The 25,112-nt window shown below is 73.9% G+C and carries 24 protein-coding genes; 17 read left to right on the forward strand and 7 right to left on the reverse strand.

Features of this window, described 5'->3' with window-relative positions; all coding sequences use genetic code 11:
• The 5 genes from ABZU32_RS38905 to ABZU32_RS38925 form a co-directional block, all read right to left on the reverse strand.
• The coding region (locus tag ABZU32_RS38905; protein ID WP_354931284.1) for a DUF6596 domain-containing protein at positions 1-912 on the reverse strand (912 nt) is incomplete at its 3' end.
• Between the two features lie 81 nt (positions 913-993).
• On the reverse strand, positions 994-2,367 hold the full coding sequence (locus tag ABZU32_RS38910) for a biotin carboxylase N-terminal domain-containing protein (protein ID WP_354931287.1): 1,374 nt from the start codon (positions 2,365-2,367) through the stop codon (positions 994-996).
• Positions 2,368-2,414: 47 nt separating this feature from the next.
• Positions 2,415-2,975, reverse strand: coding sequence for a biotin/lipoyl-containing protein (locus ABZU32_RS38915; protein WP_354931290.1), 561 nt, complete (start codon positions 2,973-2,975; stop codon positions 2,415-2,417).
• 136 nt (positions 2,976-3,111) lie between these two features.
• Complete coding sequence (locus ABZU32_RS38920; RefSeq protein WP_354931293.1) at positions 3,112-4,803, reverse strand: acetyl-CoA carboxylase carboxyltransferase subunit alpha; 1,692 nt, start codon at positions 4,801-4,803, stop codon at positions 3,112-3,114.
• Complete coding sequence (locus ABZU32_RS38925; RefSeq protein WP_354931296.1) at positions 4,800-5,072, reverse strand: hypothetical protein; 273 nt, start codon at positions 5,070-5,072, stop codon at positions 4,800-4,802. The genes ABZU32_RS38920 and ABZU32_RS38925 overlap by 4 nt, the downstream gene beginning before the upstream one ends.
• 574 nt (positions 5,073-5,646) lie before the next feature.
• On the opposite strand from ABZU32_RS38925, the gene ABZU32_RS38930 reads away from it, so the two are divergent.
• From ABZU32_RS38930 to ABZU32_RS38980, 11 genes are all read left to right on the forward strand, one after another.
• Positions 5,647-7,680 carry a BTAD domain-containing putative transcriptional regulator gene (locus tag ABZU32_RS38930; RefSeq protein WP_354931299.1) on the forward strand — a complete coding sequence of 678 codons (2,034 nt, stop codon included), beginning with the start codon at positions 5,647-5,649 and terminating at the stop codon, positions 7,678-7,680.
• Between the two features lie 88 nt (positions 7,681-7,768).
• Complete coding sequence (locus tag ABZU32_RS38935; RefSeq protein ID WP_248958504.1) at positions 7,769-8,098, forward strand: TcmI family type II polyketide cyclase; 330 nt, start codon at positions 7,769-7,771, stop codon at positions 8,096-8,098.
• Entirely contained in the window at positions 8,091-8,510 is a 420-nt protein-coding gene (locus ABZU32_RS38940) for a cupin domain-containing protein (RefSeq protein ID WP_354849253.1), read from the forward strand. Before ABZU32_RS38935 ends, ABZU32_RS38940 begins: the two co-directional genes overlap by 8 nt.
• A 92-nt stretch (positions 8,511-8,602) precedes the next feature.
• On the forward strand, positions 8,603-9,865 hold the full coding sequence (locus ABZU32_RS38945; protein WP_354849622.1) for a beta-ketoacyl-[acyl-carrier-protein] synthase family protein: 1,263 nt from the start codon (positions 8,603-8,605) through the stop codon (positions 9,863-9,865).
• Positions 9,858-11,099 carry a ketosynthase chain-length factor gene (locus tag ABZU32_RS38950; protein WP_354931302.1) on the forward strand — a complete coding sequence of 414 codons (1,242 nt, stop codon included), beginning with the start codon at positions 9,858-9,860 and terminating at the stop codon, positions 11,097-11,099. Before ABZU32_RS38945 ends, ABZU32_RS38950 begins: the two co-directional genes overlap by 8 nt.
• A gap of 29 nt (positions 11,100-11,128) precedes the next feature.
• On the forward strand, positions 11,129-11,380 hold the full coding sequence (locus ABZU32_RS38955; protein ID WP_354849248.1) for an acyl carrier protein: 252 nt from the start codon (positions 11,129-11,131) through the stop codon (positions 11,378-11,380).
• 15 nt (positions 11,381-11,395) lie between these two features.
• On the forward strand, positions 11,396-11,875 hold the full coding sequence (locus ABZU32_RS38960) for an SRPBCC family protein (RefSeq protein ID WP_354931305.1): 480 nt from the start codon (positions 11,396-11,398) through the stop codon (positions 11,873-11,875).
• A 91-nt stretch (positions 11,876-11,966) separates the two neighbouring features.
• Positions 11,967-12,620: an antibiotic biosynthesis monooxygenase gene (locus ABZU32_RS38965; protein ID WP_354931308.1), complete on the forward strand. Its 654-nt coding sequence runs from the start codon at positions 11,967-11,969 to the stop codon at positions 12,618-12,620.
• Positions 12,621-12,709: 89 nt separating this feature from the next.
• Complete coding sequence (locus ABZU32_RS38970) at positions 12,710-13,090, forward strand: SchA/CurD-like domain-containing protein (RefSeq protein WP_354931311.1); 381 nt, start codon at positions 12,710-12,712, stop codon at positions 13,088-13,090.
• Between the two features lie 104 nt (positions 13,091-13,194).
• Positions 13,195-13,692 carry a hypothetical protein gene (locus tag ABZU32_RS38975; protein ID WP_354931314.1) on the forward strand — a complete coding sequence of 166 codons (498 nt, stop codon included), beginning with the start codon at positions 13,195-13,197 and terminating at the stop codon, positions 13,690-13,692.
• A 28-nt stretch (positions 13,693-13,720) separates the two neighbouring features.
• Complete coding sequence (locus ABZU32_RS38980) at positions 13,721-14,710, forward strand: tyrosine-type recombinase/integrase (protein ID WP_354849235.1); 990 nt, start codon at positions 13,721-13,723, stop codon at positions 14,708-14,710.
• A gap of 138 nt (positions 14,711-14,848) precedes the next feature.
• Here the strand turns inward: ABZU32_RS38980 and ABZU32_RS38985 are convergent, their stop codons facing one another.
• Positions 14,849-15,400: a GNAT family N-acetyltransferase gene (locus ABZU32_RS38985; RefSeq protein WP_354931317.1), complete on the reverse strand. Its 552-nt coding sequence runs from the start codon at positions 15,398-15,400 to the stop codon at positions 14,849-14,851.
• A 435-nt stretch (positions 15,401-15,835) separates the two neighbouring features.
• On the opposite strand from ABZU32_RS38985, the gene ABZU32_RS38990 reads away from it, so the two are divergent.
• Positions 15,836-16,498 (forward strand): lysophospholipid acyltransferase family protein, encoded by a 663-nt coding sequence (locus ABZU32_RS38990; protein WP_354931320.1) that lies wholly within the window; start codon positions 15,836-15,838, stop codon positions 16,496-16,498.
• A 131-nt stretch (positions 16,499-16,629) separates the two neighbouring features.
• Positions 16,630-18,264: a penicillin-binding transpeptidase domain-containing protein gene (locus ABZU32_RS38995; RefSeq protein ID WP_354931323.1), complete on the forward strand. Its 1,635-nt coding sequence runs from the start codon at positions 16,630-16,632 to the stop codon at positions 18,262-18,264.
• Between the two features lie 52 nt (positions 18,265-18,316).
• Here the strand turns inward: ABZU32_RS38995 and ABZU32_RS39000 are convergent, their stop codons facing one another.
• Positions 18,317-18,595, reverse strand: a complete 279-nt coding sequence (locus tag ABZU32_RS39000; RefSeq protein ID WP_354849224.1) for a DUF3040 domain-containing protein — start codon at positions 18,593-18,595, stop codon at positions 18,317-18,319.
• 138 nt (positions 18,596-18,733) lie between these two features.
• Here ABZU32_RS39000 and ABZU32_RS39005 point away from each other — a divergent pair, with 138 nt between their 5' ends.
• The 4 genes from ABZU32_RS39005 to ABZU32_RS39020 all read left to right on the forward strand — a co-directional run.
• Positions 18,734-19,771, forward strand: coding sequence for an Rv2578c family radical SAM protein (locus tag ABZU32_RS39005; protein ID WP_354931326.1), 1,038 nt, complete (start codon positions 18,734-18,736; stop codon positions 19,769-19,771).
• Positions 19,772-19,897: 126 nt separating this feature from the next.
• Complete coding sequence (locus ABZU32_RS39010) at positions 19,898-20,038, forward strand: hypothetical protein (protein WP_354849219.1); 141 nt, start codon at positions 19,898-19,900, stop codon at positions 20,036-20,038.
• Between the two features lie 245 nt (positions 20,039-20,283).
• Entirely contained in the window at positions 20,284-24,054 is a 3,771-nt protein-coding gene (locus tag ABZU32_RS39015; protein ID WP_354931329.1) for a PDZ domain-containing protein, read from the forward strand.
• A 411-nt stretch (positions 24,055-24,465) separates the two neighbouring features.
• Positions 24,466-25,112, forward strand: a 647-nt coding sequence (locus tag ABZU32_RS39020) for an arabinofuranosidase catalytic domain-containing protein (protein ID WP_354849213.1), incomplete at its 3' end; no start/stop codon positions are given.

Consider the following 25,112-nt stretch of genomic DNA (forward strand, 5'->3'; position numbering starts at 1 on the left):
CCCGCCGGTCGCCCCGCCGGTCGCCTCGCCGGTCGCCTCGGCGCGCTCCAGCGCCGCCAGCCCGCGTCCGATGGCCGCGCGGTCCCACCGGCCGCGGTCCTGCTCCAGCAGCAGCACCGGCTCCCCCGACGGGCCGACCCGCGCCGCCGAGCGGGACGCCTGGATCTCCATGAGCGCGACCAGGCCGTGGACCTCCGGCTCGCGGGGCATCAGCCCGGCCAGGACGCGGCCCAGCCGCAACGCCTCATCGCACAGCGCCGGCCGCATCCAGTCGTCCCCGGCGGTGGCGGTGTACCCCTCGTTGAAGATCAGGTAGATGACCTCCAGCACCGACGACAGCCGGCCGGCCAGCTCGGCGCCGGTGGGCACCTCGAAGGGGACGCGGGCGTCGGACAGGGCGCGCTTGGCCCGCACGATGCGCTGTGCCACGGTCGCCTCGCCGGTCAGGAACGCGCGCGCGATCTCCTCGGTCCTCAACCCGCCCAGCAGGCGCAGGGTGAGCGCCACGCGCGCCTCGGTGGACAGCACCGGATGGCAGGCGGTGAACACAAGGCGCAGCATGTCGTCCTCGATGCCGCCGTCGAGGGAGTCCTCCAGCGCGGCCAGGGCCGCGTCGTCGTCCCGCCCCTCGGTGAGCAGCTCGTGGCCGAGCTCCTCCACCTTGCGCGCGAGGCGCTCGCGCCGGCGGATCAGGTCGATCGCCCGCCGCCTGCCGACGGCCATCAGCCAGGCGCCGGGGTTGTCCGGCACGCCCTCGCGCGGCCACTGCTCCAGCGCGGCCACCAGGGCGTCCTGGGCGAGCTCCTCGGCCACGCCGATGTCGCGCACGACGCGGGCCAGGCCGGCCGTCACCCGAGCCGACTCGGCCCTCCACACCTGGTCGATCGCCCGATGAGCCTGCGAAACCGCCATGGCGACCAATCACAGCATCTTCCCCGCCACCCCCGCAAACCGGCTCCCCTTCGGCGTCCCGCGGGCCTTCTCCGACGGGCGTCAGGACCACGGCCCGCCGGGCTGCGGCATGGACATCATCTGCTCGACCAGGCAGGTGGTGTGCTTGGCGTAGCGGAACAGCGGGTGGGCCAGCACCTCCCGCAGGAACGGCAGGCCGGTGCGCAGGCCGGGCCCCTCCAGGAGGGTCTCCTCCAGCGCCCGGTCGGCGCGGGCCAGCGCCTGGGCGCGCGTGGGCGCCCACACCGCCACCTTGGCGATCAGCGGGTCGTAGTCGGCGGTGATCCGCGTCCCGGCCGAGGCGTGGGTGTCCACCCGGGTGAACGGCCCGCCCGGCGGCACGAACCGCTCGATCAGCCCCGGCGTGGGCAGGAACCCCCGGGCCGGGTCCTCGGCGTTGACCCGGCACTCGATGGCCACCCCCGAGGGCGCGATGTCCTGCTGCCGCAGCGTCAGCCGGCGCCCGGCCGCGACGAGGATCTGCTCGCGCACCAGGTCCACGCCGGTCACCATCTCGGTGATGGGATGCTCGACCTGCAGGCGGCAGTTGACCTCGATGAAGTAGCAGGTCCCGTGCTCGTCCAGCACATACTCGAAGGTGCCGGCGCCCACGTACCCGGCGGCGCGGGCCGCGCGCACGGTCAGCTCCCCCAGGTGCTCGACGGTCGCCGCGGGGAGGTTCGGCGGCGGGGTCTCCTCGATCAGCTTCTGGCGGCGCCGCTGCACCGAGCAGTCACGCGCGCCCAGGTGCACGACGTTGCCGTGGCCGTCGGCGAGGATCTGCACCTCCACGTGCCGCGCCGCGTCCAGGTACTTCTCCACGTACACCCGCGGGTCGCCGAACAGCGTCAGGGCGTCGCGGCGGGTCGCCGCGTACGCCCGGGCGAAGTCGCCGCGTTCGTGCACCACGGTCATCGCCCGGCCGCCGCCGCCCGCCGAGGCCTTGATCACGACGGGGTAGCCGACGGAACCGGCGACACGGGCGGCCTCGGCGGCGCCCCCGGCCGGGTCCGCGCCGCCGGGCAGCACGGGCAGCCGGGCCTCCACGGCGAACCGCCTGGCCGACACCTTGTCGCCCAGGCGGGCGATGACCTGCGGCGCCGGGCCGATCAGGGTCAGGCCGTGCGCCTGGCAGATCTCGGCGAACTCGGCGCTCTCCGACAGGAACCCGTACCCGGGGTGGACGGCGTCCGCGCCGGTCTGGAGCGCGGCGGCGACGATCGCGGCCGAGTTGAGGTAGCTGCGCCGCGGCGCGGCCGGCCCGATCTGGACGGCCTCGTCGGCCAGGCGCACCGCCGCGGAGTCGCGGTCCGCCGTGGAATGGGCGACCACCGTGCGGATCCCCATCTCGCGGCACGTCCGGAGCACGCGCAGGGCGATCTCGCCCCGGTTGGCGATCAGAACTGTGGTGAACATGGCGCTCCAGCGTGCTCGGAGGTGTGGGGACCGGCCGTCAGGCGAGGTCAGGGGCCCTCGTGCGGGACCAGGGACAGCAAGGGCTCCTCGTATTGCACCGGGGCGCCGTCGGCGGCGACGATCGCGCGGACGCGGCCGCCGCGCTCGGCCTGGACGGCGTTCATGAGCTTCATGGCCTCGACGATCCCGACCTGCTGGCCGGGTTCCACGATGTCGCCGACCTCGACGAACGGCGGCCCCCCGGGCTCGTGGGCCCGGTAGAACGTGCCGACCATCGGCGAGGTGACCACGACCGCGCCGTCCACGGCGGCCGGGTCGCCAAGGGCCTCACCGGGCCTCTCCCCCCGCTCCGCCCCGTCCGGGGACCCGCCGCCGTGCCGGGCGTGCCCGCCGGTGCCGTTCTGACGCGCGTCCGGCGCGCCCGGGACGGGGACGTGCTCCCCCGCCCCGCGCGCCGCCGCCCACTCCACGGCGACGGCCAGCGTGGCGGTGGAGACGGTGATGCTGCGCAGCGGCGCGGAGCCCGCGCCGGCCAGCCGGGCGGCGTGGCGGACCACCCAGTCCAGCACGCGTTCCCCCTCGTCCTGCGGTGTGGGTTCGGCTGTCATGCGTGTCCTCCTTCGACGGGCACCGCGTCGCGGTGCGGCGCGGACGTGCCGGCGCGCTGCCGGCGGGACCGCCGCCGCGTGGCGCCCGGACCGGCGTGGCCGGGTGTGGCCCGGTGCCGCCGGCCGGGGCCTGGCGCTAGGCGAGTCCGAAACGGCGGAAGCGGCGCCTTCGCGCGGCCACCAGGCCGGCGGGATCAACGCGCGCCAGCTCGTGCAGCGTCGCGGTGACGGCGCCGCCGAGCAGCCGGGCGGTGAGCGCGGGGTCGCGGTGGGCGCCTCCGTCCGGCTCGGGGATCACGGCGTCGACGACGCCCTGTCCGAGCAGGTCACGGGCGGTCAGGCGCAGCGCGCCCGCGGCGTGCGGCGCGGCGGCCGGGTCGCGCCACAAGATCGCCGCACAGCCTTCTGGGCTGATCACCGAGTAGACGGCGTTGCCCAGCGCCAGCACCCGGTCGGCCACGGCCAGGGCGAGCGCACCGCCGCTGCCACCCTCCCCGGTGACCACGGCGACCACGGGGACCGGCAGGGCGGACATCAGGCGCAGGTTCTCGGCGATGGCGTGCGCCTGCCCGCCCTGCTCGGCCTCGACCCCGGCGTGGGCGCCCGGGGTGTCGACCAGCGTGACCACCGGCAGGCCGAGCTTGCCGGCCAGCCGCATCAGCCGGGCGGCCTTGCGGAACCCCGCCGGGGAGCCCATGCCGAACCTGCGGGCGACCAGCTCGCGGGTGTCGTGGCCCTTCTGGTGGCCGATCAGCATGACCGGCACGCCCTCCAGCCGTCCGACGCCGCCCACGATGGCCGGGCAGTCGCCCGACATCCGGTCGCCGTGCAGCTGCTGGAAGTCCTCCAGCAGATGGCAGGCGTAGTCCAGAGTGGTGGGGCGGCCGGGGTCGCGGGCCAGGGCGACGCTCTGCCAGCCGTCCCGCACGGGCAGGTCGGCCGCGTCACGCACCAGGTGGGGGGCGCTGTCGCGCCACGCCCCCGGAACGCGACGGCCGTCCTCGGCCCAGGCGGCGGCCGACAGCAGGTGGGTCAGCGCCGGACGCAGTCCGGCGCGCGGGCGCACGCCGTCGACCAGGCCGCCGGCCAGGAGCGTCTCGGCGGTCTGGAAGCCGTCGGGCAGGCGCTGTCCCATGGTGCCGGCGATGACGCGCGGCCCGGCGAAGCCCATGTGCGCTCCCGCCTCGGCGAGGATGACGTCGGCCAGCGTGGCGTAGGAGGCGGCGACGCCGCCGTAGGTGGGATCGGTCACGACCGTGACGGTGAGCAGGCCGGCCTGGTCCAGGTCGGCCAGCGCCTGAGCGGTCTTGGCCATCTGCATCAGGGCCAGCGCGCCCTCCTGCATCCGCGCGCCTCCCGAGGCGGTCACCACCACCAGGGGCCTGCGCGTGGACAGGGCGTGCTCGGCGGCGGCGGTGATGCGCTCACCGACGGCGCATCCCAGGCTGCCGCCCATGAAGGCGAAGTCCATGACGGCGGCGACGACGGGGTGGCCGTGCAGGGACGCCGAGACGCACACCACCGCCTCCGGTAGGCCGGTGTCTCTGCGCGCCTGCGCGAGGCGGGCCGCGTAGGGGCGGGTGTCGGTGAACTCCAGCGGGTCGGACAGGGTGGGCGCGGCGGCCGGCGCGCTCGTGGAGCCGGGGTCGAACAGCTGGTCCAGCCGTTCGGGCGCGCCCAGCCGGTCGTGGTGGCCGCAGCCGGCGCACACCCGCAGGTTCCTGCGGTGGTGCACCCCGTAGACCGGGTCGTGGCAGCCGGCGCAGCGGATCCACGGCGAGGACGGCGAGGACGGCGAGGACAGGGCGTCCGGCTCGACGGCGGTCACGCGGCGCTCCCGAAGCTCCCGGCGCCCCCGGCTCCCGTCCCGCGCTCGCCGCCCACCATCGTGATCGCCACCCGCCTGAGCCCTCCGTCTCCCCCTGCGCTGCCGCCACCGGCCACGGGCGGACAGGACGAGACGATGGCGCGCGGCGACGGAGTGGCGGGGGCCGCCGTGCCGGCCGGGCGGGCCGCGTCAGCCGCGCCGGACGCCGGGCCGGTGGCGCGGGGCGCGGGCGTCGCCGGGGCGGCGGCCGGGTGGGCGTGTGGTCGCATGTGCATTCCTCCCCTGACCTTCGGGGGGTGGGCCGGACGCGGTGCGCGGCGGACCTCTCTGACGGCAACGATGCGCCCGGCCGCTGGTCGGCCGCTGGGAAGGCGCTGGAGGCGCTCTGGTCCGCGGGCGAGAATCCCGCCGCGCAAGGGGCCGGGCGACGGCTCGAGCGACCCCGGACCGAGGGCGTGCGCGGCGTCCGGCGATCACTCCTACCTGCGCGCCGGAGCCCGCGCCCGGCACTTCCGCCCGATACTTCCGTGCGGTGCGTCCTGGAGGCGCGGACCAGGAGGGCCGCTATAGGGACATAAGCGGCTTTGTCATATTAAAGGCGGACCGAGTGTCGGACCTTTTCGCGGGCGCGCCAGACGGACATTATTCGGAAATACTGCCTAAGGTAAAGAATATAGGACTAGACCAGGACTTTTTCGGAGATTTTGTCCTCATGAGCCATCTTTCCGGCAGTTCCGATAAGCGAGTTCATCTAAATTCGAGAGGTCCACCAGGCGCCCGAGCACGCGCCGACGCCGCGCGCCGGCCGGCTCGGACGGCGTCGCGATCAACTGCGGAGATCACATGGAGTTCCGGGTTCTGGGTTCGCTGCAAGTGGTCGACGGCGACGCCGATCTGACGCCGAGCGCGGCCAAGGTCCGCGCGGTGCTGGCGATGCTGGTCCTGCGGCACAACCAGATCGTGTCCACACGCGAGCTGATCGACGAACTGTGGGGCGAGCGCCCCCCGGCGACCGCCCTGCCCACCCTGCACACCTACGTCTACAAACTGCGCAAGATGCTCGGCACCGGAGGACCGGCCACGGTGGTCACCCAGACCTACGGCTACCTGCTGGCCACCGCCCCGGAGACCATCGACGTGTACCGCTTCGAGCGACTGGTCGCCGACGGGTGGAACGCGCTGGAGCGCGAGGACGCCGCGCACGCCACCGAGGCGCTGTCGCAGGCACTGGCGTTGTGGCGGGGGCCGGCCCTGGCGAACCTGGCGGCGGGAGAGCTGCTGTCGGCGCAGATCACCCGCCTGGAGGAGAGCAGGCTACGGGCCCTGCAGCTTCGCCTGGACGCCGATCTGCGCCTGGGCCGGCACCGCGAGCTGATCAGCGAGCTCAAGGAGCTCATCGCCATCCACCCGCTCAACGAGGACTTCTACGCCAAGCTGATGACCGCCCTGTACCAGGCGGGGCGGCGAGGCGAGGCGCTGGAGGTGTACCAGAACCTGCGCCAGGTGCTGGTCGGGCAGCTCGGCCTGGAGCCCTCCCCCGCCCTGAGCCGCCTGCAGCAGCGCCTGCTGTCGGCCAACCCCGGCCTGGAGCAGCCCGACCTGGACCCCGCGCCGCCGCCCGCCCCGCCCGCGGCCCCGGTGGCCGCCGTCAGGCCGGCGCAGCTCCCGCCCGACATCGCCGACTTCGTCGGCCGGGCCGAGGTCGTCGACCGGATCGCCGCCCTGCTGTCGCGCCCGGCCGAGTCCGGCACCGCCGTCCGGGTGATCTGCATCAGCGGGATGCCCGGTGTCGGCGAGACGGCCCTGGCCGTGCACGCCGCCCACCGGGCCCGCTCCGCCTTCCCCTCCGGGCAGCTGTTCACCGAGCTCGGCGGCTCCGGCGTGCCGGCCGACCCCGGCGAGGTGCTGGCCGGGTTCCTGCGGGCCACGGGCGTCCCGCCGGGCGAGGTCCCCGGCGACCGCGACGAGCGCAGCAAGCTGTTCCGCACCTGGTGCAGCGAACGACAGGTGCTCATCGTGCTCGACGACGCCGCCGGGTACGCCCAGATCCAGCCGCTGCTGCCCGGCTCGGCCGGCTGCGCCGTCATCGTGACCAGCCGGTTCGCGCTGCACGGGTTCGCCGGCGCCCACATGGTGGAGCTGGACCCGCTCACCGGGGAGGAGGGGCTGGAGCTGCTGTCCCGGATCATCGGCCCGGCCCGGCTCTCGGCCGAGCGCGCGGCGGCCGAGCACATCGTGCGCCTGTGCGGGCGGCTGCCGCTGGCACTGCGGTGCGCCGGGTCGCGCCTGGCCGCCGGGCAGGGCCTGACGCTGGCCAAGTTCGCCGAACGCCTGGAGGACCCCCGCTCGCGCCTGTCGGACCTGCGGGTCGCCGACCTGGACGTGCGCACGACGTTCCGCGCCACCTACGAGCGGCTCGGCGAGCCCGAGCGCAGCCTGTTCCGGCTGCTCGGGCTGCTGCAGACCCCGCACATCACCATGCGGCAGGCCGGCGCGCTGCTGGGCTGCGAGCCCGGCCACGCCGAGCGGCTGCTCGCCCGCCTGGCCGACTGCTCGCTGCTGTCGGCGCGGCCCACCGCCCTGGGCGAGGTGCACTACGCCGTCCACGAGCTGGTCCGGTTGTACGCGCGCGAGTGCCTGGAACGGGAGCTGGACGGCTGCGCCGTCGCCGTGCCCGCCCCCCAGGCCGCGGAACCCGCCGCACCGGCCGGACCCGCCCAGCCCGTCGAGGCCGCCGTCCCCCGGGAGCGGGCGGTGCCCGCCGCGCAGGACGAGCACCGCGCCGTGCCGGTCGAGGAGGCCGGCGCGCGGCCGTTCTCGCTGACGGCGCCGGCCGACTGCGTCAACGGAACGGCGTCCCACATCCTCGGCCCCTGACCCGGAAATTCCGGCACTAGCCTCGCATCAGCATCAAACCAGGCGCTCCCCGCAGCATTGCTGCGTACGGAACGAAAGGAGACGCCTGGTGCACCGGACGCTAATCGTGGCGCGGATGGAGCCCTCCGAGACCGAGGCCGTGGCGAAGATCTTCGCCGACTCGGACGCGAGCGACCTGCCACATCTGATCGGAGTGTCACGCCGCACGCTGTTCCGCTTCCACGACCTGTACTTCCACCTGGTCGAGGCGGACCACGACATCACGCCGAACCTGTACAAGGCACGCAGCCACCCGCTGTACGGCGAGATCAACCAGCGGCTCAGCGAGCACATCCGCCCTTACGACCCCGGCTGGCGCGAGCCCAAGGACGCCATGGCCGAGCCCTTCTACACCTGGGAGGCCGACGGCCATGAGTGACATCCGCCTGTCCAAGTTCAGCGCCGACCAGGTGGAGCCCAACCACCGGCGCGGCGGCGACATCCGCGTCCTGCTCGGCCCGAAGACGGCCGGCGCGACCTCCGGCTTCATGGGCGTCGCCTTCCTCAAGCCCGGCGAGCACTTCGTCGAGCACTACCACCCCTACTCCGAGGAGTTCATGTACCTCGTGCGGGGCAGCGTCACCGCCCGCATCGACGGCGGCCAGGAGATCGTCCTGAACCCCGGCGACGCGCTCATGGTGCCCAAGACCGTGCGGCACCGCGTCGACAACACCGGCCAGGAGGAGGCGTGCATGGTCTTCCACGCCAGCCCCCTGGCCCCGCGTCCCGACCTCGGGCACGTCGACACCGAGAACGCCGCCGGCCAGGCCCCGGCAGGGAGCCCGCGGTGAACCTCACCGGCGCCCGCCCTGCGGCCCGGCGCCGTACCCGGACGCGTTCCGGCAGGGGCGCGGCGCGGCGCGCCCGCAGCGGCGACCGCCGGGTGGTCATCACCGGCATCGGCGTCACCGCGCCGGGCGGCATCGGCGTCAAGGCCTTCTGGGAGCTGGTCGCCGCCGGGCGCACCGCCACGCGGGCCATCAGCCTGTTCGACGCCTCCGGCTTCCGCTCCCGGATCGCCGCCGAGTGCGACTTCGACCCGGCCGCCCAGGGGCTGTCGCCGCAGGAGGCGCGCCGCATGGACCGCGCCGCCCAGCTCGGCGTGGTCAGCGCCCGCGAGGCGCTGGCCGACAGCGGCCTGACCGGCGTGCCGCCCGAGCGGCTCGGCGTCGCCGTCGGCAGCGCCGTCGGCTGCACCATGGGGCTGGAGGAGGAGTACGTCGTCCTCAGCGACGGCGGCAAGCGGTGGCTGGTCGACCCGGCCTACGGCGTGCCCCAGTTGTACGGGTACATGGTGCCCAGCACCATCGCCGCCGAGGTCGCCTGGGCCGGCGGCGCCGAGGGCCCGGTCGCGCTCATCTCCACCGGCTGCACCGCCGGCCTGGACTCGGTCGGGCACGGCTACCAGCTGGTCAAGGAGGGCAGCGCGGACGCCGTCGTGGCCGGCGCCACCGACGCGCCGATCTCACCGATCACCGTCGCCTGCTTCGACGCCATCAAGGCCACCTCGCCCAGCAACGACGACCCCGAGCACGCCTCGCGCCCCTTCGACATGGAGCGCAACGGCTTCGTCCTCGGCGAGGGCAGCGCCATCATGATCCTTGAGGAGCGTGAGGCCGCGCTGCGGCGCGGCGCCCAGGTGTACGCCGAGATCGTCGGGTTCGCCAGCCGCAGCAACGCCTTCCACATGACCGGCCTCAAGCCCGACGGCCGCGAGATGGCCGAGGCCATCAGGGCCGCCATGGCACAGGCGCGGCTGGACCCCGCCGAGGTGGACTACATCAACGCCCACGGCTCGGGCACCCGGCAGAACGACCGGCACGAGACGGCCGCGTTCAAGGCCGCCCTCGGCGAGCGGGCCTACCAGGCGCCGGTCAGCTCCATCAAGTCCATGATCGGCCACTCGCTCGGCGCGATCGGCTCCATCGAGCTGGCCGCCTGCGCCCTGGCCATCAAGCACAACGTCGTCCCGCCCACCGCCAACCTGCACACCGCCGATCCCGAATGCGACCTGGACTACGTGCCGCTCACCGCGCGCGAGCAGCCCGTGGACGTGGTCCTGAGCGTCGGCAGCGGCTTCGGCGGGTTCCAGACGGCCATGCTGCTGGCCCGCGACGACGCCGGCCCCGGAGGCGGCCATGACTGAACCGAACCGACGACCCGGCGCCCGGCCGGTCGTCACCGGGCTCGGCGTCGCCGCGCCCAACGGCCTGGGCACCCAGGCCTACTGGGCCGCGACGCTGGACGGCAAGAGCGGGCTCGGGCGGATCACCCGCTTCGACGCCGAGCGCTACCCGGTGCGCGTCGCGGGCGAGGTGTCGGAGTTCGACGACACCGAGCACGTGCCGAGCCGCCTGGCCGTGCAGACCGACCACTGGAGCCACCTGGGCCTCGCGGCCGCCGACATGGCCCTGCACGACGCGGGCGTCAAACCCGGTGACCTGCCCGAATACGAGATGGCGGTCGTCACCGCCAGCTCCTCGGGCGGCACCGAGTTCGGCCAGCGCGAGATCGAGAAACTGTGGAGCCAGGGGCCTTCGTACGTCGGGGTCTACCAGTCGATCGCCTGGTTCTACGCCGCCACCACCGGCCAGATCTCCATCCGCTACGGCATGCGCGGCCCGTGCGGGGTCATCTGCGCCGAACAGGCGGGCGGCCTGGAGGTCATGGCCCAGGCGCGGCGGCTGCTGCGCCAGAGCGCCGCCGTCGTCGTCACCGGCGGCACCGACGCCTCGCTGTGCCCCTACGGCCTGGTCGCTCAGATCTCCACCGGGATGCTCAGCCCGCGCGACGACCCCGAACGGGCCTACCTGCCCTTCGACGCCGACGCCTGCGGCTACGTCCCCGGCGAGGGCGGGGCCATGCTCGTCGTCGAGGACGAGGCCACCGCCCGCTCCCGCGGCGCCCGCCCGTACGGAGTGATCACCGGGTACGGCGCGACGTTCGACCCGCGCCCCGAACCCGGGCGCGAGCCCCGCTCCAACCTCGGCCGCGCCATCGACCTGGCCCTGCGCGAGGCCCGCGTCACCCCCGAGCAGGTGGACGTCGTCTTCGCCGACGCCCTCGGCGTGCCCGGCCACGACCTGGCCGAGGCCCGCGCCATCGCGGCGGTCTTCGGGCCGCACGGCGTGCCGGTCACCGCGCCCAAGACCATGACCGGCCGCCTGTACGCCGGCGGGGCGTCACTGGACCTGGCCACCGCGCTGCTGTCGGTGCGCGACGGCGTCATCCCGCCCACCGTCGGCGTGCGCGCCGCCGCGCCCGCCTGCGAGCTGGACCTGGTGCGCAGCGCGGCCAGGGACGGGCCCGTGCGCAACGCCCTGGTGCTGGCCCGCGGCCACGGCGGCTTCAACGCCGCCGTGCTCGTCACGGCCCCCTGACAACCCACCTCGCGACAACGGAGAACGACATGACGACATTCACCCTCGACGACATGAGACGCATCATGGGCGGCTGCGCGGGAGTGCCCGAGACCGTCGACCTCGCCGACGACATCGGCGAGATGACCTTCGCCGACCTCGGCTACGACTCGCTGGCCGTGCTGGAGATGGCCGCGCGCATCCAGCAGGAGTACGGCGTGCGCATCCCCGACGACGCCGTCGACGAGATGAAGACCCCGCAGGCGGCCGTCGACTACGTCAACCGCCGGCTCGCGGCCTGAACCCGGAGGAACGCCATGGCAGGACACACCGACAACGAGATCATCATCGCCGGCCCCATGGACCTGGTGTGGAACATGACCAACGACGTCGAGTCGTGGCCCACCCTGTTCAGCGAGTACTCCTCGGCCCAGATCCTCGAGCGGCGCGGCCCCACCATCCGCTTCCGGCTCACCATGCACCCCGACGCCGACGGCAACGAGTGGAGCTGGGTGTCCGAGCGCACCCCCGACCCGGCCACCCGCACCGTGCGCGCCCACCGGGTCGAGCCCGGCTGGTTCAAGTACATGAACCTGTTCTGGGAGTACACCCAGGTCCCCGAGGCGGTGCGCATGCGCTGGGTGCAGGACTTCGAGATGCGGCCCGACGCCCCGCTCAGCGACAAGCAGATGACCAAGCGCCTCAACGACAGCACCGTGATCCAGATGAACCGCATCCGGCAGCTCGTCGAGGAGGCCGCCGAGCAGTCCCCCGCCACGCGCCTGACCACCTCCTGAAGCGCCCGCGCCCCCGCGCCGGTCCCCGCACGCCTCCCCGCTCCCGCCAGAACGCACGCCAGACAGAACAGACAGGAAGAGAACAGTGGGCATGAACCACCACGACCAGAAGGACCACGACGGCACCGTCTACCGCGTCATGGTCAAGATGCGGATCCACCCCGGCATGGAGCGGGACTTCGAGAAGACCTGGCGGGAGGTCGCCTCCACCATCGCCCGCCAGCCCGCGAACGTCGGCCAGTCGCTCGCCAAGAGCCCCGACGAGGACGGCGTCTACTACATCGTCAGCGACTGGGAGAACGAGGAGAGGTTCCACCAGTTCGAGCACAGCGCCGAGCACGCCGCCAACCGCATGCGCCTCGACCCCTACCGCGACGCCGCCGGCACCTCGATGACCCCCATGCTCGTCTCCTCCCGCCTGGACGAGCGGCCCGCTCCCCAGCCGGGCCGCGTGCGCGTCGCGCTGTACCTCAACGAGCCCGAGTCCGACAAGGGCTCGATCGAGAGCGCCTACCACCAGATCAGCACCACCCTGGCCGGCCGGGCCGGGCTGCGCGGCAACGAGTTGCTGCGCTCCCTGCGCGACCCGCGCCGCTACGCGGTGCTCAGCGAGTGGGACGACCTGCCCGCCTACCGCGAGTGGGAGCGCAGCCCCGAACACCTGCCCACCACCTCGCCGCTCGCGCGCTACCACGACAAGAACCTCGGGATCTTCGGCTCCTACGAGGTCGTGGCCGCCTACTGACCGGCCCGGCCGGCCCCGGACGCGCGCCGCCCGGGGCCGGCGCCCGCGGACGCGACGCCGGCGCACGACGACCAACATGGAGGTATCCGATGCCGTACGCGATGATCACCTTCCGGGTGAGGCCCGGGCACGAGGAAGAGCTCACCGAGCTCTTCCTCAACTCCCCGCCCCTCGAGACGCCCGTCGTCACCGACGAGCACGGCGAGGAGACCGCCCGGCTGCTCGGCACGGGGGTCTTCGTCAAGGACGACGTGCTGGTGCGCCTCATCCACTACCAGGGCGACTTCGCGGGCATCGCCCGGCACCTGGCCTCGCAGCGGCACGTGCACACCATCGAGAAGGACATCGTGCCGTTCCTGGCCGACGCCCGCGACACCGGCACCCCCGACGGGTTCGCGGCGTTCTTCCGCGACGCGATGATGCGCTGCGTCACCCAGTCCGAGAGCCGGGCGCAGACCAGCCCGCTGTGAGCCCGCCGGGCGGGCCCCGCGCCCGCCCGGCCCGCGGTCCCGGGCGGCACGCACCCCGCCCGGGGCCGCCTGGAAGCGACCGCCGCCGCGAACGGAGCACGAGCATGTCCAACGACGACGGCATCGACGTCATCGCGGCCGTGGAACGCGAGACCGCCGGCCTGTTCGCCCAGGCCGACCGGCTGGTGGAGGCCCTGGCCGCGCGGGCGGGCCTGGACGCGGCCCGCTTCCGCTGCCTGGCCGCGCTGCGCCGCCAGGGGGCGCTGCCCCTGCGGCGGCTGGCCACGCTGGCCGGGCTCACCGAGCGGGAGGCCGGCGAGGCCGTCGCCGGCATGGAACGCGACGGCCAGGCCATCCTGCGGGGCACGCCGGAGGGCCCCGGACAGGACGGCCCGGCCGCGGGAGTGATCGTGGAGCTGCACCCCGCCGCCGACCGCGCCTGGCTGGAGCCGGCGCTGCGCGAGCTGCGCGAGGCCTGGTTCCCGCTCACCCGGGGCAGGTGTGATGATCTGGCGCTGGTCGCCGGGTTGATGGCGCGCAGCCGCAGGCTGACCGACCTGGTGACCATGCTGCGGCACCCACCGGACCCCTTTACATTGTAGATTAACGGCGGCCGGTTAAGATCGGCGCGTGGACGTCCCCGCCGTACCCGACGACGGCCCCGGCGCCGTCACGCCCGCGGGCGATCCCTACGTGGTCTACCTCGGCGCCCTCACCGGCGCCGAGTCCCGCCGCACGATGCGCGGCTGCCTCGACCGGCTCGCCCGCGTCATCACCGGCGACCCCGCCGCCACCGGCGCCGGCCAGCCCTGGCACCTGCTGCGCTACGAGCACACGGTGCGCATCCGCGCGATCCTCGCCGAGCGCGGATGGTCGCCGGCCTACGTCAACAAGCACCTGGTGGCGCTGCGCCGGGTCATGCGCGAGGCCTGGCGCCTCGGCCTGATGACCGCCGAGGACTACCACCGCGCCGCCGACCTGCCCACCCTGGCGCACGCCCGGCTTCCCGCCGGGCAGCACGTCCCGCCGGAGGTCGCCGGGGCGGCGCTCGCCGCCTGCGACCAGGACGCCTCCCCCGCCGGGGCCCGCGACGGGGCGCTGCTGGCCGTGCTGTACTCCACCGGCTGCCGCCGCGCCGAGGTCGCCGGGCTCGCCTTCGGCGACTACGACCCCGCGGCCCGCTCCCTTCGCGTGCGCGGCAAGGGCGACAAGGAGCGCCTGGTCTACCTGACCGCCGAGGCGGTGGCCCGCACCGAGGCGTGGCTGGCCGTGCGGGGACGCGAACCCGGCGCGCTGTTCTGCCCGGTCAACAAGGCCGGGCGGCTGCGCGCGCCCGCCGGGCGTCCGGCGCCGATGACCGGGCAGGCCGTCGCCGACATCGTCGCCCGCCGCCTGGCCGCCGCGGGCGCCGCCAAGCGCACCCCCCACGACTTCCGGCGCACGTTCATCGGCGAACTGCTGGACGCGGGAGTGGACCTGGCCACCACCCAGGCGCTGGTCGGGCACGCCTCGCCGGTCACCACGGCGCGCTACGACCGCCGGCCCGAGAGCCGCCGCCGCGAGGCCGTCGACCGGCTGCGCATGCCCGACGCCCGCCCCCTGCGCCCCGGCGCGCCCTGACAATCGCCCGTCCCGGCCGGGCGCCCCGTCCGCGCCTCATCGGCCCTGCACCCGGTCTCCGCGCGGGCGTCTATCGGCGCCTCTGGGGCCGGCGCCCTTGGATCCGGCCCCAGGGGCGCCGGTGGGCGATCGGCGTGCTCAGGCGTGGCGGGCACGCCAGGTGGCGGCGTCCAGGCGGTAGAACACATGGCGGCGCAGCGGGCTGCCCTCATCGATGCGCGGGTGGTCGAAGTCGTCGGCGGGATCGCACGTCATGCCCAGGCGCCGCATGACGGCCTGGGAGCGGAGGTTGGTGGTCGCCGTCATGGAGACCACCTGGTCCAGCCCGGCCTGGCCGAAGGCGTGCCCGAGGCTCGCCGTCGCCGCCTCGGTGGCGTAGCCGTGCCCCCAGGCCGAGCGGCGCAGCCGCCAGCCGACCTCGACCGCCGGGGTGAAGTGCGCCTGGAAGGTCTGCGGCGCCAGGCCGGTGAACCCGATGAACTCCCCGCTGCGGGCGACCTCCACCGCCCAGAGCCCGAAGCCGTGCTCCTCCATGAGGGACATGATGCGCCCGGCCAGCGCGTCGCTCTCCTGCCGGGTCAGCGGGGCGGGGAAGTGCTCCATCACCTCGGGATCGGCGTTGAGTTCGGCGAAAGGCCGCAGATCGTCCTCGCGCCAGCGCCGCAGGATGAGCCGTCCGGTCGTCAGCATGATCTCCATTGTGGCGCACGCGCTCGGGGACTCCCGCGCCCCGCGCGACCCGGTCGCCCATCGGCCGCCCGCGGCGGGCGGCCCGCCACGAGCGGGGGTTCAGGGGTCCCCCTGGGGGCGCCCTGTGAGGGGGCGGGGTTCGGCCACGCTGACCTCACGGGTGTCACGAGTGTGCTTAACTGTAAGCAGCCGATGTGGTTTGTGTCCCCCGGGCCGCAATTACCGCCTTCACGGAATACCGTTCGGCTGGAGCCGTGTTGTGCATCTCGCCGAGGAGGCGACCGCCACATCGGCCTAACAACGAAGCGCCCCGCAGGCACGCCTTGCGGGGCGCTTCGTTGTACCGCGATGTAACAGTTTGTGGGCGGGCGTAACACAAAGTTGCCCGTCTGAGTCGTATGGTGGGCCTTGGTCGTCCGCACACCGGGAGAGTCCGTGCTCTATCGCCTCACGAAGATCATCAGCAGTCCCGTCCTGCGCCTGCTGTGGCGCCCCAAGGTGATCGGGGCCGAGCACGTCCCCTCGGCGGGGGCCGCCATCCTGGCCTCCAACCACCTGTCCATCCTGGACTCGGTGTTCCTGCCGCTCATGCTGCCCCGGAAGGTGACCTTCGTCGCCAAGAACGAGTACTTCACCGGCAACCGCCTGATGGCCACCTACATGCGGGCCACCGGGCAGGTCGCCATCGACAGAGAGAGCGCCGCCGCGGCGCAGACCATGCTGGACGCGGCCGTGCAGGTGCTGAAGGCCGGCGAGCTGTTCGGCATCTACCCCGAGGGCACCCGCTCCCCCGACGGCAGGCTCTACCGGGGCAAGATCGGCGTCGCATGGCTCGCGCTCACCACGGGCGCCCCGGTCATCCCGGTCGCCATGGTCAACACCGAGCGCGTGCTGCCTCCGGGGGCCTCGGTGCCGCGCCTGGCCAAGATCGGCGTGCGCATGGGCGAGCCGATGAGCTTCACCGGCGACCCCGCCCGCGCCAGGGACCGCCGGGCGGTCACCGACGAGGTGATGGCGGCGATCCAGCGCCTGTCGGGCCAGGAGTACGTGCCCGCCTACGCCGCGAGCCTCAAGGAGCAGGCCAGGCGGGCCGCCTGAGGGACCACCTGAGGGGGCTTGAGGAGGCCGCCTGAGGGCACCGCTTTCCGGCCGCTTCCCGGCGAAGCGGCGGGCGCCGCCGACCGGTCGCGCTAGGCTCGTGGCGACGTCCAGACACCGGGGGGTAAGGCGTGCCGCGCGGCCGTACCATCGCGATCACCTCCGCCGTCACCGTGCTGGCGGTCGGAGCCGCCGCCGGCGGCGCCTACTACGTGCTGCACACCAGGGGCAGCGCCGAGCAGACCGCGGGCCACTTCGCCGCGGCCTGGTCACGGGGCGACCTGGCGGCCATGAAGGCCGACCTCGCCTCCCCGGCGCCCGGCTTCGAGGCGGCCTACGCCGAACCCGCCGACCGGCTCGGGGCCGAGAAGGTCGCGGTGCGTCTCGGCACGGTCACCCCAGCGGGCGACGGCCGTGCCAAGGCCGCCTACACCGCCACCATGACGCTGAAGAACATCGGCGACTGGACCTACACCGGCTCACTGGACCTGATGGTGAAGGACCACCACTGGAAGGTCGCCTGGACCCCGGCGGCCGTCCACCCGGCGCTGACCGGCTCCACCCACCTGGCGCTGAAGACCACCTGGCCCGGGCGCGCCGCCGTCGAGGACGCCTCGGGCGGCCGCATCGACAACGGCGACGCCGGCGGGTCGGTGCAGCAGCTGGTCGGCTACCTCGACAAGGCCACCGCCAAGGACGTCGCCAAGCTCGGCTCCTCCTACAAGCCGGGCGACGCGATCGGCCGCGGCGGCCTGCAGGAGACCTTCCAGAAGCGGCTCGCCGGGGTGCCGACCACGATCATCACCACGGTCGACGGGTCCAAGAAGACCGTCCAGACGCTGAAGACCATCGACGGCTCGCCGGGTTCGCCCGTGCGCACCAGCCTCGACCCGGCCGCGCAGAAGGCCGCCGTCGCGGCCGTGCGCGACCTGGACAAGCCCGCCTCGCTGGTCGCGATCAGGCCCGCGACCGGTGAGATCCTCGCCGTGGTCAACAACCGCGGCGGGTTCAACCGCGCCCTGGACGGGCGCTACCCGCCCGGGTCCACCTTCAAGACCGTCACCGCCGCCGGGCTGCTGGCCGAGGGCCTCACCCCCGGCCAGAAGGTCACCTGTCCTGAGAAGGCCACCGTCGGCGGGCTGGCGATCCGCAACTCCGACCACGAGGCGTTCGGCTCGCTCACCTTCCTCGACTCCTACGCCCACTCCTGCAACACCACCTTCGCCCCGCTCGCCGCCCGGCACCTGGGCGGCGGCAAGCTGTACCAGGTGGCCTCCGAGATGGGCTTCAACCAGCCGCTGTCCATCGGCGTCCCGGCGGCCAAGGGCAGCATGCCGGCGCCGACCAGCGACGCCGACCTGGCCGCCGAGTCCTTCGGGCAGGGCCGCATCACCGCCAGCCCGCTGGTGATGGCGACGGTCGCCGCCGCGGTGGCCGACGGCACCTGGCGCCCGCCGACCCTGGTCCCCTCGATCAAGCAGAAGTTGCAGCCCCGTCCGCTGCCCGAGACGGTGACCGGGCCGCTGCGCACCATGATGGCGGCCGTGGTCGGCAAGGGCACCGCCAAGAGGGCCGGGCTGCCGAAGGGCACGGCGGGCAAGACCGGCACCGCCGAGTTCGGCACCGGGCCGAAGCTGGACTCCCACGCGTGGTTCATCGGCTTCCGCGGCGAGGTGGCGTTCGCCGTGGTGGTGGAGGCCGGCGGCATGGGCGGCGAGGTGGCCGCCCCGGTGGCCGCCCGCTTCCTGCGCGGCCTGCGGGGCTGAGGGTCACCGGGACCGCGAAAAGCCATCCCCGCGGCCGCGGGGATGGCGGGGGTCACATCGGCAGGGCCGCCGCGTCGTGGCGGAACACCATGATCAGCAGAGTCGCGATCAACGTGGCGATCAGCAGCCAGCTCACGAGGATGATGATGGTCGAGCGGCTGGGACGGCGCCGGCCGCGGTGGGCGCGGGCGGCGCGCTTGGTCCGCTGGCTCTCCCGGCGCTCGACACGCTCGTTGAACGACTCGAGCCGGGCGGCGAGTCGCGGGTCCTCGTCGGTGAGGTAACTCTCGATCTGGGCAAGCATTCGCTCCTCGTCCTGCGACCAGGCCATGCCGCACCTCCCGGCGACGCAAGCGGTGTGCCGACGTTCTGCCCAACGACGAAGATCTTTAGCCGTTTCGAGGCCTCCTTTTTGCCGTCAGTTTGGCGCGGTTGCGATCACCTTCGAAATCCTGTTCTAATCAGGGTCATGCGCTGGGACAACCTGCGCCTGACCGACGCCGGCCAGGGCGCCTCCGAGGCGCCGCTGTTCGCCCGCGGCGCCGTCGCCAGAACCTTCGACACCCCCGAGTTCCGTGGCATGACCTTCTATGAGATCCATGCCCGCTCGATCGTCAACCGGGTGCCCGCGGCGTCCCAGGTTCCCTTCCAGTGGACGGTCAATCCCTACCGCGGCTGCTCGCACGCCTGCGTCTACTGCTTCGCGCGCAAGACCCACACCTACCTCGACCTCGATTCCGGCCGCGACTTCGACTCCAAGATCGTGGTGAAGGTCAACGCCGCCGAGTTGCTGCGCAAAGAGCTCGCGGCGCCGCGCTGGGGCGGGCAGCCCATCGCCATGGGCACCAACGTCGACTGCTACCAGCGGGCCGAGGGCCGCTATCGCCTGATGCCGGGCATCCTGGCCGCGCTGCGCGACGCCCGCAACCCCTTCTCCATCCTGACCAAGGGCTCGCTGATCCTGCGCGACCTCGACCTGCTGGCCGAGGCCGCGCAGGTCACCGAGGTGTCCACCGCCCTGTCCATCGGCTCGGTGGACGACGAGCTGTGGCGCTCGGTCGAGCCGGGGACGCCCCGCCCGGCCGCCCGGCTGGAGGTCTGCGCCGCCCTCACCTCCCGCGGTCTGTCCTGCGGTGTGCTGATGGCGCCGATCCTGCCCTACCTGAGCGACTCGCCGCGGCGGCTCGCCCGCACTGTCGAGCTGATCGCGCAGGCAGGCGCCACCGACATCGTGCCGATCGTGCTGCACCTGCGGCCGGGCGCGCGCGAGTGGTTCCTCGGCTGGCTCGGCCGCGAGCATCCCCGCCTGGTCCCCCGCTACCTCGAGCTGTACGGCCGCGGCGCCTACGCGCCGCAGACCTACCGGTCGCGGGTCGTCCAGCAGGTGCGCGAGCTGGCCGAGCGCGCCGGGGTGGGCCGCTCCCCACGGGCCGGCAACGGCGGCGTCCGGCTCCCGGTCCCGGCGACCCCGGCGGCGGCCGGCCCCGAACAGCTCTCCCTGCTCTGAGGCACGGGGCGATCCGTCCCTCTGGCGACCTATATGGGTGATTGTCTCCGCTGTTGGGTATTTAACGCGCGGGATGCGTCGAATATGACGCATTCAACATAAAAGCCGTGAGACACAGGGGGAACCATGGCAGGAGCGGCGCGGAAGAAGTCCAACAAGGCCACCGGGAAGGCCAAGAAGGCGGCCATCAAGGCCACGCGCGAGATGAAACAGAACAAACGCGAGGAAGAGGACCGACGCGAGACCGGTCCCGACGAGGCCCGGTGACCCGCGCGGCGCCTCCCGCCAGGATGAAGCTCACGCTCGGGGCATTCCGGGCGCCCAGGTGAGCGGCGTGGTCAGGCACCCGTTGCGCGTCGCCGCGCCGGTGGGGGCGCCCGCCGGTCACGCCCGGCGGGCGGTGCGCGGCCCGGCCCGGCGCCGGGGACCGGCATCGGACAGCATCGCCGGCGGTCTCGACGCGGCGGCCCCGGGTGCCTGATCATGGGAGGCCCACCCGAACGCGAGGATCCATGTCCGTGTACGTGCGCTTCCCCACCCTCTTCGGCGAGGTGGTCGTCTTCGCCGCCGAAGACGACCTGTGGATGGTGTCCGCCGGCGGAGGCAGGGCCTTCCGCCTGACCGCGGGCGTCGCCGAGGCCGGCTATCCCCGCTTCTCCCCCGACGGCTCCCGGCTCGCCTTCGTGGGCCGGGAGGAGGGCCCCGAAGAGGTGTACGTCATGCCGGCCGACGGCGGGACCGCCCGGCGGATGACCTACGACGGGGCGCTGTGCACGGTCACCGGGTGGGACCCCTCCGGCGCGATCATCTACGCCAGCGACGACGGCCAGCCCTTCGACCGTCGCAAGTGGCTGCACCGGGTCGACGCCGACGGGGTCTCCCAGCGCCTGCCCTACGGGCCGGCCAACTCCATCTCCTACGGCCCCGGCGGCGCCATCGTGCTCGGCCGCAACACCGCCGACCCGGCGCGATGGAAGCGCTACCGCGGCGGCACGGTCGGCGACCTGTGGATCGACCGCGAGGGCGAGGGCGTGTTCACCCGCCTGATCTCCCTGGCGGGCAACCTGGCCTCGCCGTGCTGGGCGGGCGAGCGGGTGTACTTCCTGTCCGACCACGAGGGCATCGGCAACGTCTACTCCTGCACGCCCGCCGGGCAGGACCTGCGGCGGCACACCGACCACGGCGACTACTACGCCCGCAACCTGTCCGGCGACGGCGACCGGCTGGTCTACCACGCGGGGGCCGAGCTCTATCTGCTGGACCCGGGCGAGGGCGAGTCGCGCCGCGTGGAGGTCCGGCTGGGCAGCTCGCGCACCCAGCGCAACCGCCGGTTCGTCTCGGCCGCCTCCTACCTCGACAGCGCCCGCCTGTCCCCCGACGGCGGCGGGCTGGCGGTCACCACGCGCGGCAAGGCGTACTCCTTCGGCGGCTGGGAGGGGCCGGTGCGCCAGCACGGCGAGCCGGACGGCGTGCGCTACCGCCTGCTGACCTGGCTTGAGGACGGCAGGCGCCTGGTGGCGGCGGCCAGCGACGACGGCGACCGCGAGGTGCTGGTCGTGCTGACCGCCGACGGCAGCGCCGCCCCGGTGCGGCTGACGGAGCTGGACACCGGCCGGGCCATCGGCCTTGAGGTGTCACCGGCCGCCGACAAGATCGCGGTGACCAACCACCGCAACGAGCTGCTGATCGTCGAGCTGCCCTCCGCCGGGAACGGCGCGGACGTCCCCCGCCCGGCGGCGGAGGAGCCCGCGCCGCCCGCGCCCGCCACGGCGGACGCCTCCGACGCGCCCGGTGCTCAGGGCGGCACGCCCGCACCCGGCACTCCAGCGCCCGGCGCCCCCGCGTCCGCGTCAGGCGCTGCGGTGTCCGGCGCCGCGGTGTCCGGGGAGGCCCTGACCGTCGGCCTGGGCGCGGTGGCCGAGGACGCGGCCGGCGCCGCGGCCGGGCCCGGCGTCCCGGCGGCGCCCGGCCAGGACGCCGCTCCCGGTGCGGCGGCCGGCGGGGAGGCGGGCGGGGAGGCGCCTACGCCGGGGCAGGCCGCGCAGGCCCCCGGGCACCCGGCCCCGACGTCCCCGCAACCGGCGCGGCAGGGTCAGGCGCCGCCCGCCTCCGCCGGATCCGGCGCGCCCGCACCGGCCGAGCCCGGCGGGGCGAGGATGACCGTCGTCGACAGCAGCCGGTTCGGGCGCATCGAGGACGCCGTCTGGTCCTCCGACGGCCACTGGCTCGCCTACACCTTCCCCGACACCGCGCAGACCACGGCCATCAAGCTGTGCCGGGTGGACACCGGCGAGACCTACCGCGCCACCCGGCCGGTGCTGCGCGACAGCAGGCCCGCCTTCGACCCCGAGGGCCGCTACCTGTACTTCATCGGCCAGCGCGTCTTCAACCCCGTCTACGACTCCCTGCAGTTCGACCTGGGGTTCCCGCAGGGCACCCGCCCGTACGCGGTCACGCTGCGCTCCGACGTCGGCTCCCCGTTCGTGCCCGAACCCCGTCCGCTGTCGGGCGACGCCTCCGCCGCCAAGGACACGGCCAAGGACGCCGCCACCCGCAAGGACGAGCCGGCCGCGCACCCGGGCTCCGGCGAAGCGGGCGGCCCGGCCACCGGCGACCGTGCCGCCTCCGCGCCCGACGGGAAAGACGACGACCGAGACGACCGAGACGACCAGGACGACGACGAGGAGGAGCCGCTGGAGATCGAGCTGGAGGGCATCGAGCGGCGGGTCATGGCCTTCCCTGTGCCTGAGGGCCGCTACGACCGTGTGGCCGGCACCAAGGACAAGGTGCTGTTCACCTGCTTCCCCGTGGAGGGCAGCCGCGGCGACGAGTTCGCCCCCGAGCCGGCCTCCGGCACGCTGCAGGCCTACGACCTCATCAAACACAAGTGCGACACCCTGGTCTCCGGCGTCGGCGACTTCCGCCTGGGCCAGGACGGCACGACGCTGCTCTACCGCTCGCGGGGACGACTGCGGGTGGTCAAGGCCGGCGAGGCGCCGCCGGACGACGACGCTCCGGGCCGGGCGTCGGGATGGATCGACCTGGACCGGGTCAAGGTGTCGGTCTGCCCGGAGGCCGAGTGGCGGCAGATGTTCCGCGAGGCGTGGCGGCTGCAGCGGGAGAACTTCTGGGTGCAGGACATGGCCGGCATCGACTGGGACGGCGTCTACGAGCGCTACCTGCCGCTGGTCGACCGGGTCGGCACCCGCGGGGAGTTCTCCGACCTGCTGTGGGAGCTGCTCGGCGAGCTCGGCACCTCCCACGCCTACGAGAGCGGCGGGGAGTACCGGCCCCGCCCGCACTACTGGCAGGGCAAGCTCGGCGTCGACTGGTCCTACGCCGACGGGGTGCACACGATCGCGCGCATCGTCGCCGGCGACCCGTGGGACCCCGAGGCCACCTCGCCGCTCAACCGTCCCGGCCTGGACGTGCGCCCCGGCGACGCAGTGCTGGCGATCAACGGCCAGCCGGTGGGGGCGGCGGCGGGCCCGGCCCGGCTGCTGGTCAACCAGGCCGACCAGGAGGTCGAGCTGACGGTCAGGCGCGGCGACGGGCCGCCGAGGACGGTGACCGTCAAGGCGATCTCCGACGAGCAGCCGGCCCGCTACCGCGACTGGGTGGAGGCCAACCGCGCCCGCACCCACGAGCGCACCGGCGGTCGCGTCGGCTATCTGCACATCCCCGACATGGGCCCCGACGGCTACGCCGAGTTCCACCGCGGGTTCCTGGCCGAGTACGACCGCGAGGGGCTGGTGGTGGACGTCCGGTTCAATGGCGGCGGCCACGTCTCGGGGCTGCTGCTGCAGAAGCTGGCCCGGCGCCGTCTGGGGTACGACTTCCCGCGCTGGGGCGTGCCGGAACCCTATCCGGCCGAGTCGCCGCGCGGCCCGCTGGTCGCGGTCACCAACGAATGGGCCGGGTCGGACGGCGACATCTTCAGTCACACCTTCAAGCTGCTCGGGCTCGGCCCGCTGATCGGCAAGCGCACCTGGGGCGGGGTGATCGGCATCTGGCCGCGCCACCGGCTGGCCGACGGCACGGTGACCACCCAGCCGGAGTTCTCCTTCGCCTTCGACGACGTCGGCTGGCGGGTGGAGAACTACGGCACCGATCCCGACATCGAGGTGGACATCACCCCGCAGGACTACGCGCGGGGCCTCGACACCCAGCTCGAGCGGGCGATCGACGTCGCGCTGGAGCGCCTGGCCCAGTACCCGCCGCACACCCCCAACCCCGCCGACCGCCCCCGCCTGGGCGCCCCCCTGCTCCCCCCGCGCGCGTAGACCCCGGCCTCCCGCGCATGGACCCGGCGGACACCGGGCCGCGCCCCATCGTGACCGGCGGGGCGCGGCCCGGCGTCCGCACCGCCCGCCCGTCCCTGCGAAAGTTTCATCACCGGGCGGATCGCGGACGGTGCGGCCCGGCATCGTCAGGGCCGGTGAGGTCGCTGCGGCTGGAGGAAGCGGCGGGGGTGCGCGGGCTCGCGCCCTTGACGGGGCCCCTGAGGTGCTGTGTGATGCGGGCCACACCCCCTCGGGTCACCTGAATAAGAGGCACCCCGGCTCGCCGATCGTTGTTAACGCTAACAATGACCTGGCGATGACGCGCACCGGACACCTCTCATTCGCGGTGAAAGTGGACGGATCAGCCTTCCACCTGGTGTTAGCGCTAACACGCAAGCGAGAGAGGTCCTCATGCTTCTGCGAAACCTGAGAAAGGCCGCCGTGACGGGCGCCGGCGTACTGCTCGCCGTCGCCGGCCTGGTGGGCTCCGGCACCGCCCAGGCCGCGACGTCGCAGCCGTGTGACATCTACGCCTCGGGCGGCACGCCGTGCGTGGCGGCGCACAGCACGACCCGAGCCCTGTACGGCGCCTACAGCGGCCCGCTGTACCAGGTGCGCCGATCCTCCGACAACACCACGCGGGACGTCGCCCCGCTCAGCGCGGGGGGTGTGGCCAACGCCGCCACGCAGGACGCGTTCTGCTCCGGCACGACCTGCCTGATCACCATCATCTACGACCAGACAGGACGGGGTAACCACCTCACCCAGGCGCCTCCCGGCGGGTTCTCCGGCCCGGCCGCCGGCGGGTACGACAACCTGGCCAACGCCACCGCCGCGCCGGTCACGGTGGGCGGGCAGAAGGCGTACGGCGTCTACGTCAACCCGGGCACCGGCTACCGCAACAACCGGACCTCGGGCATCGCGACCGGCGACCAGCCGGAGGGGATGTACGCGATCTTCGACGGGACGCACTACAACGGTGGTTGCTGTTTCGACTACGGCAACGCCGAGACCAACAGCCGCGACAACGGCAACGGCACGATGGAGGCCATCTACTT

This window comes from Sphaerisporangium sp. NPDC005288 (assembly GCF_040607475.1).
Lineage (GTDB): Bacteria > Actinomycetota > Actinomycetes > Streptosporangiales > Streptosporangiaceae > Sphaerisporangium > Sphaerisporangium rhizosphaerae.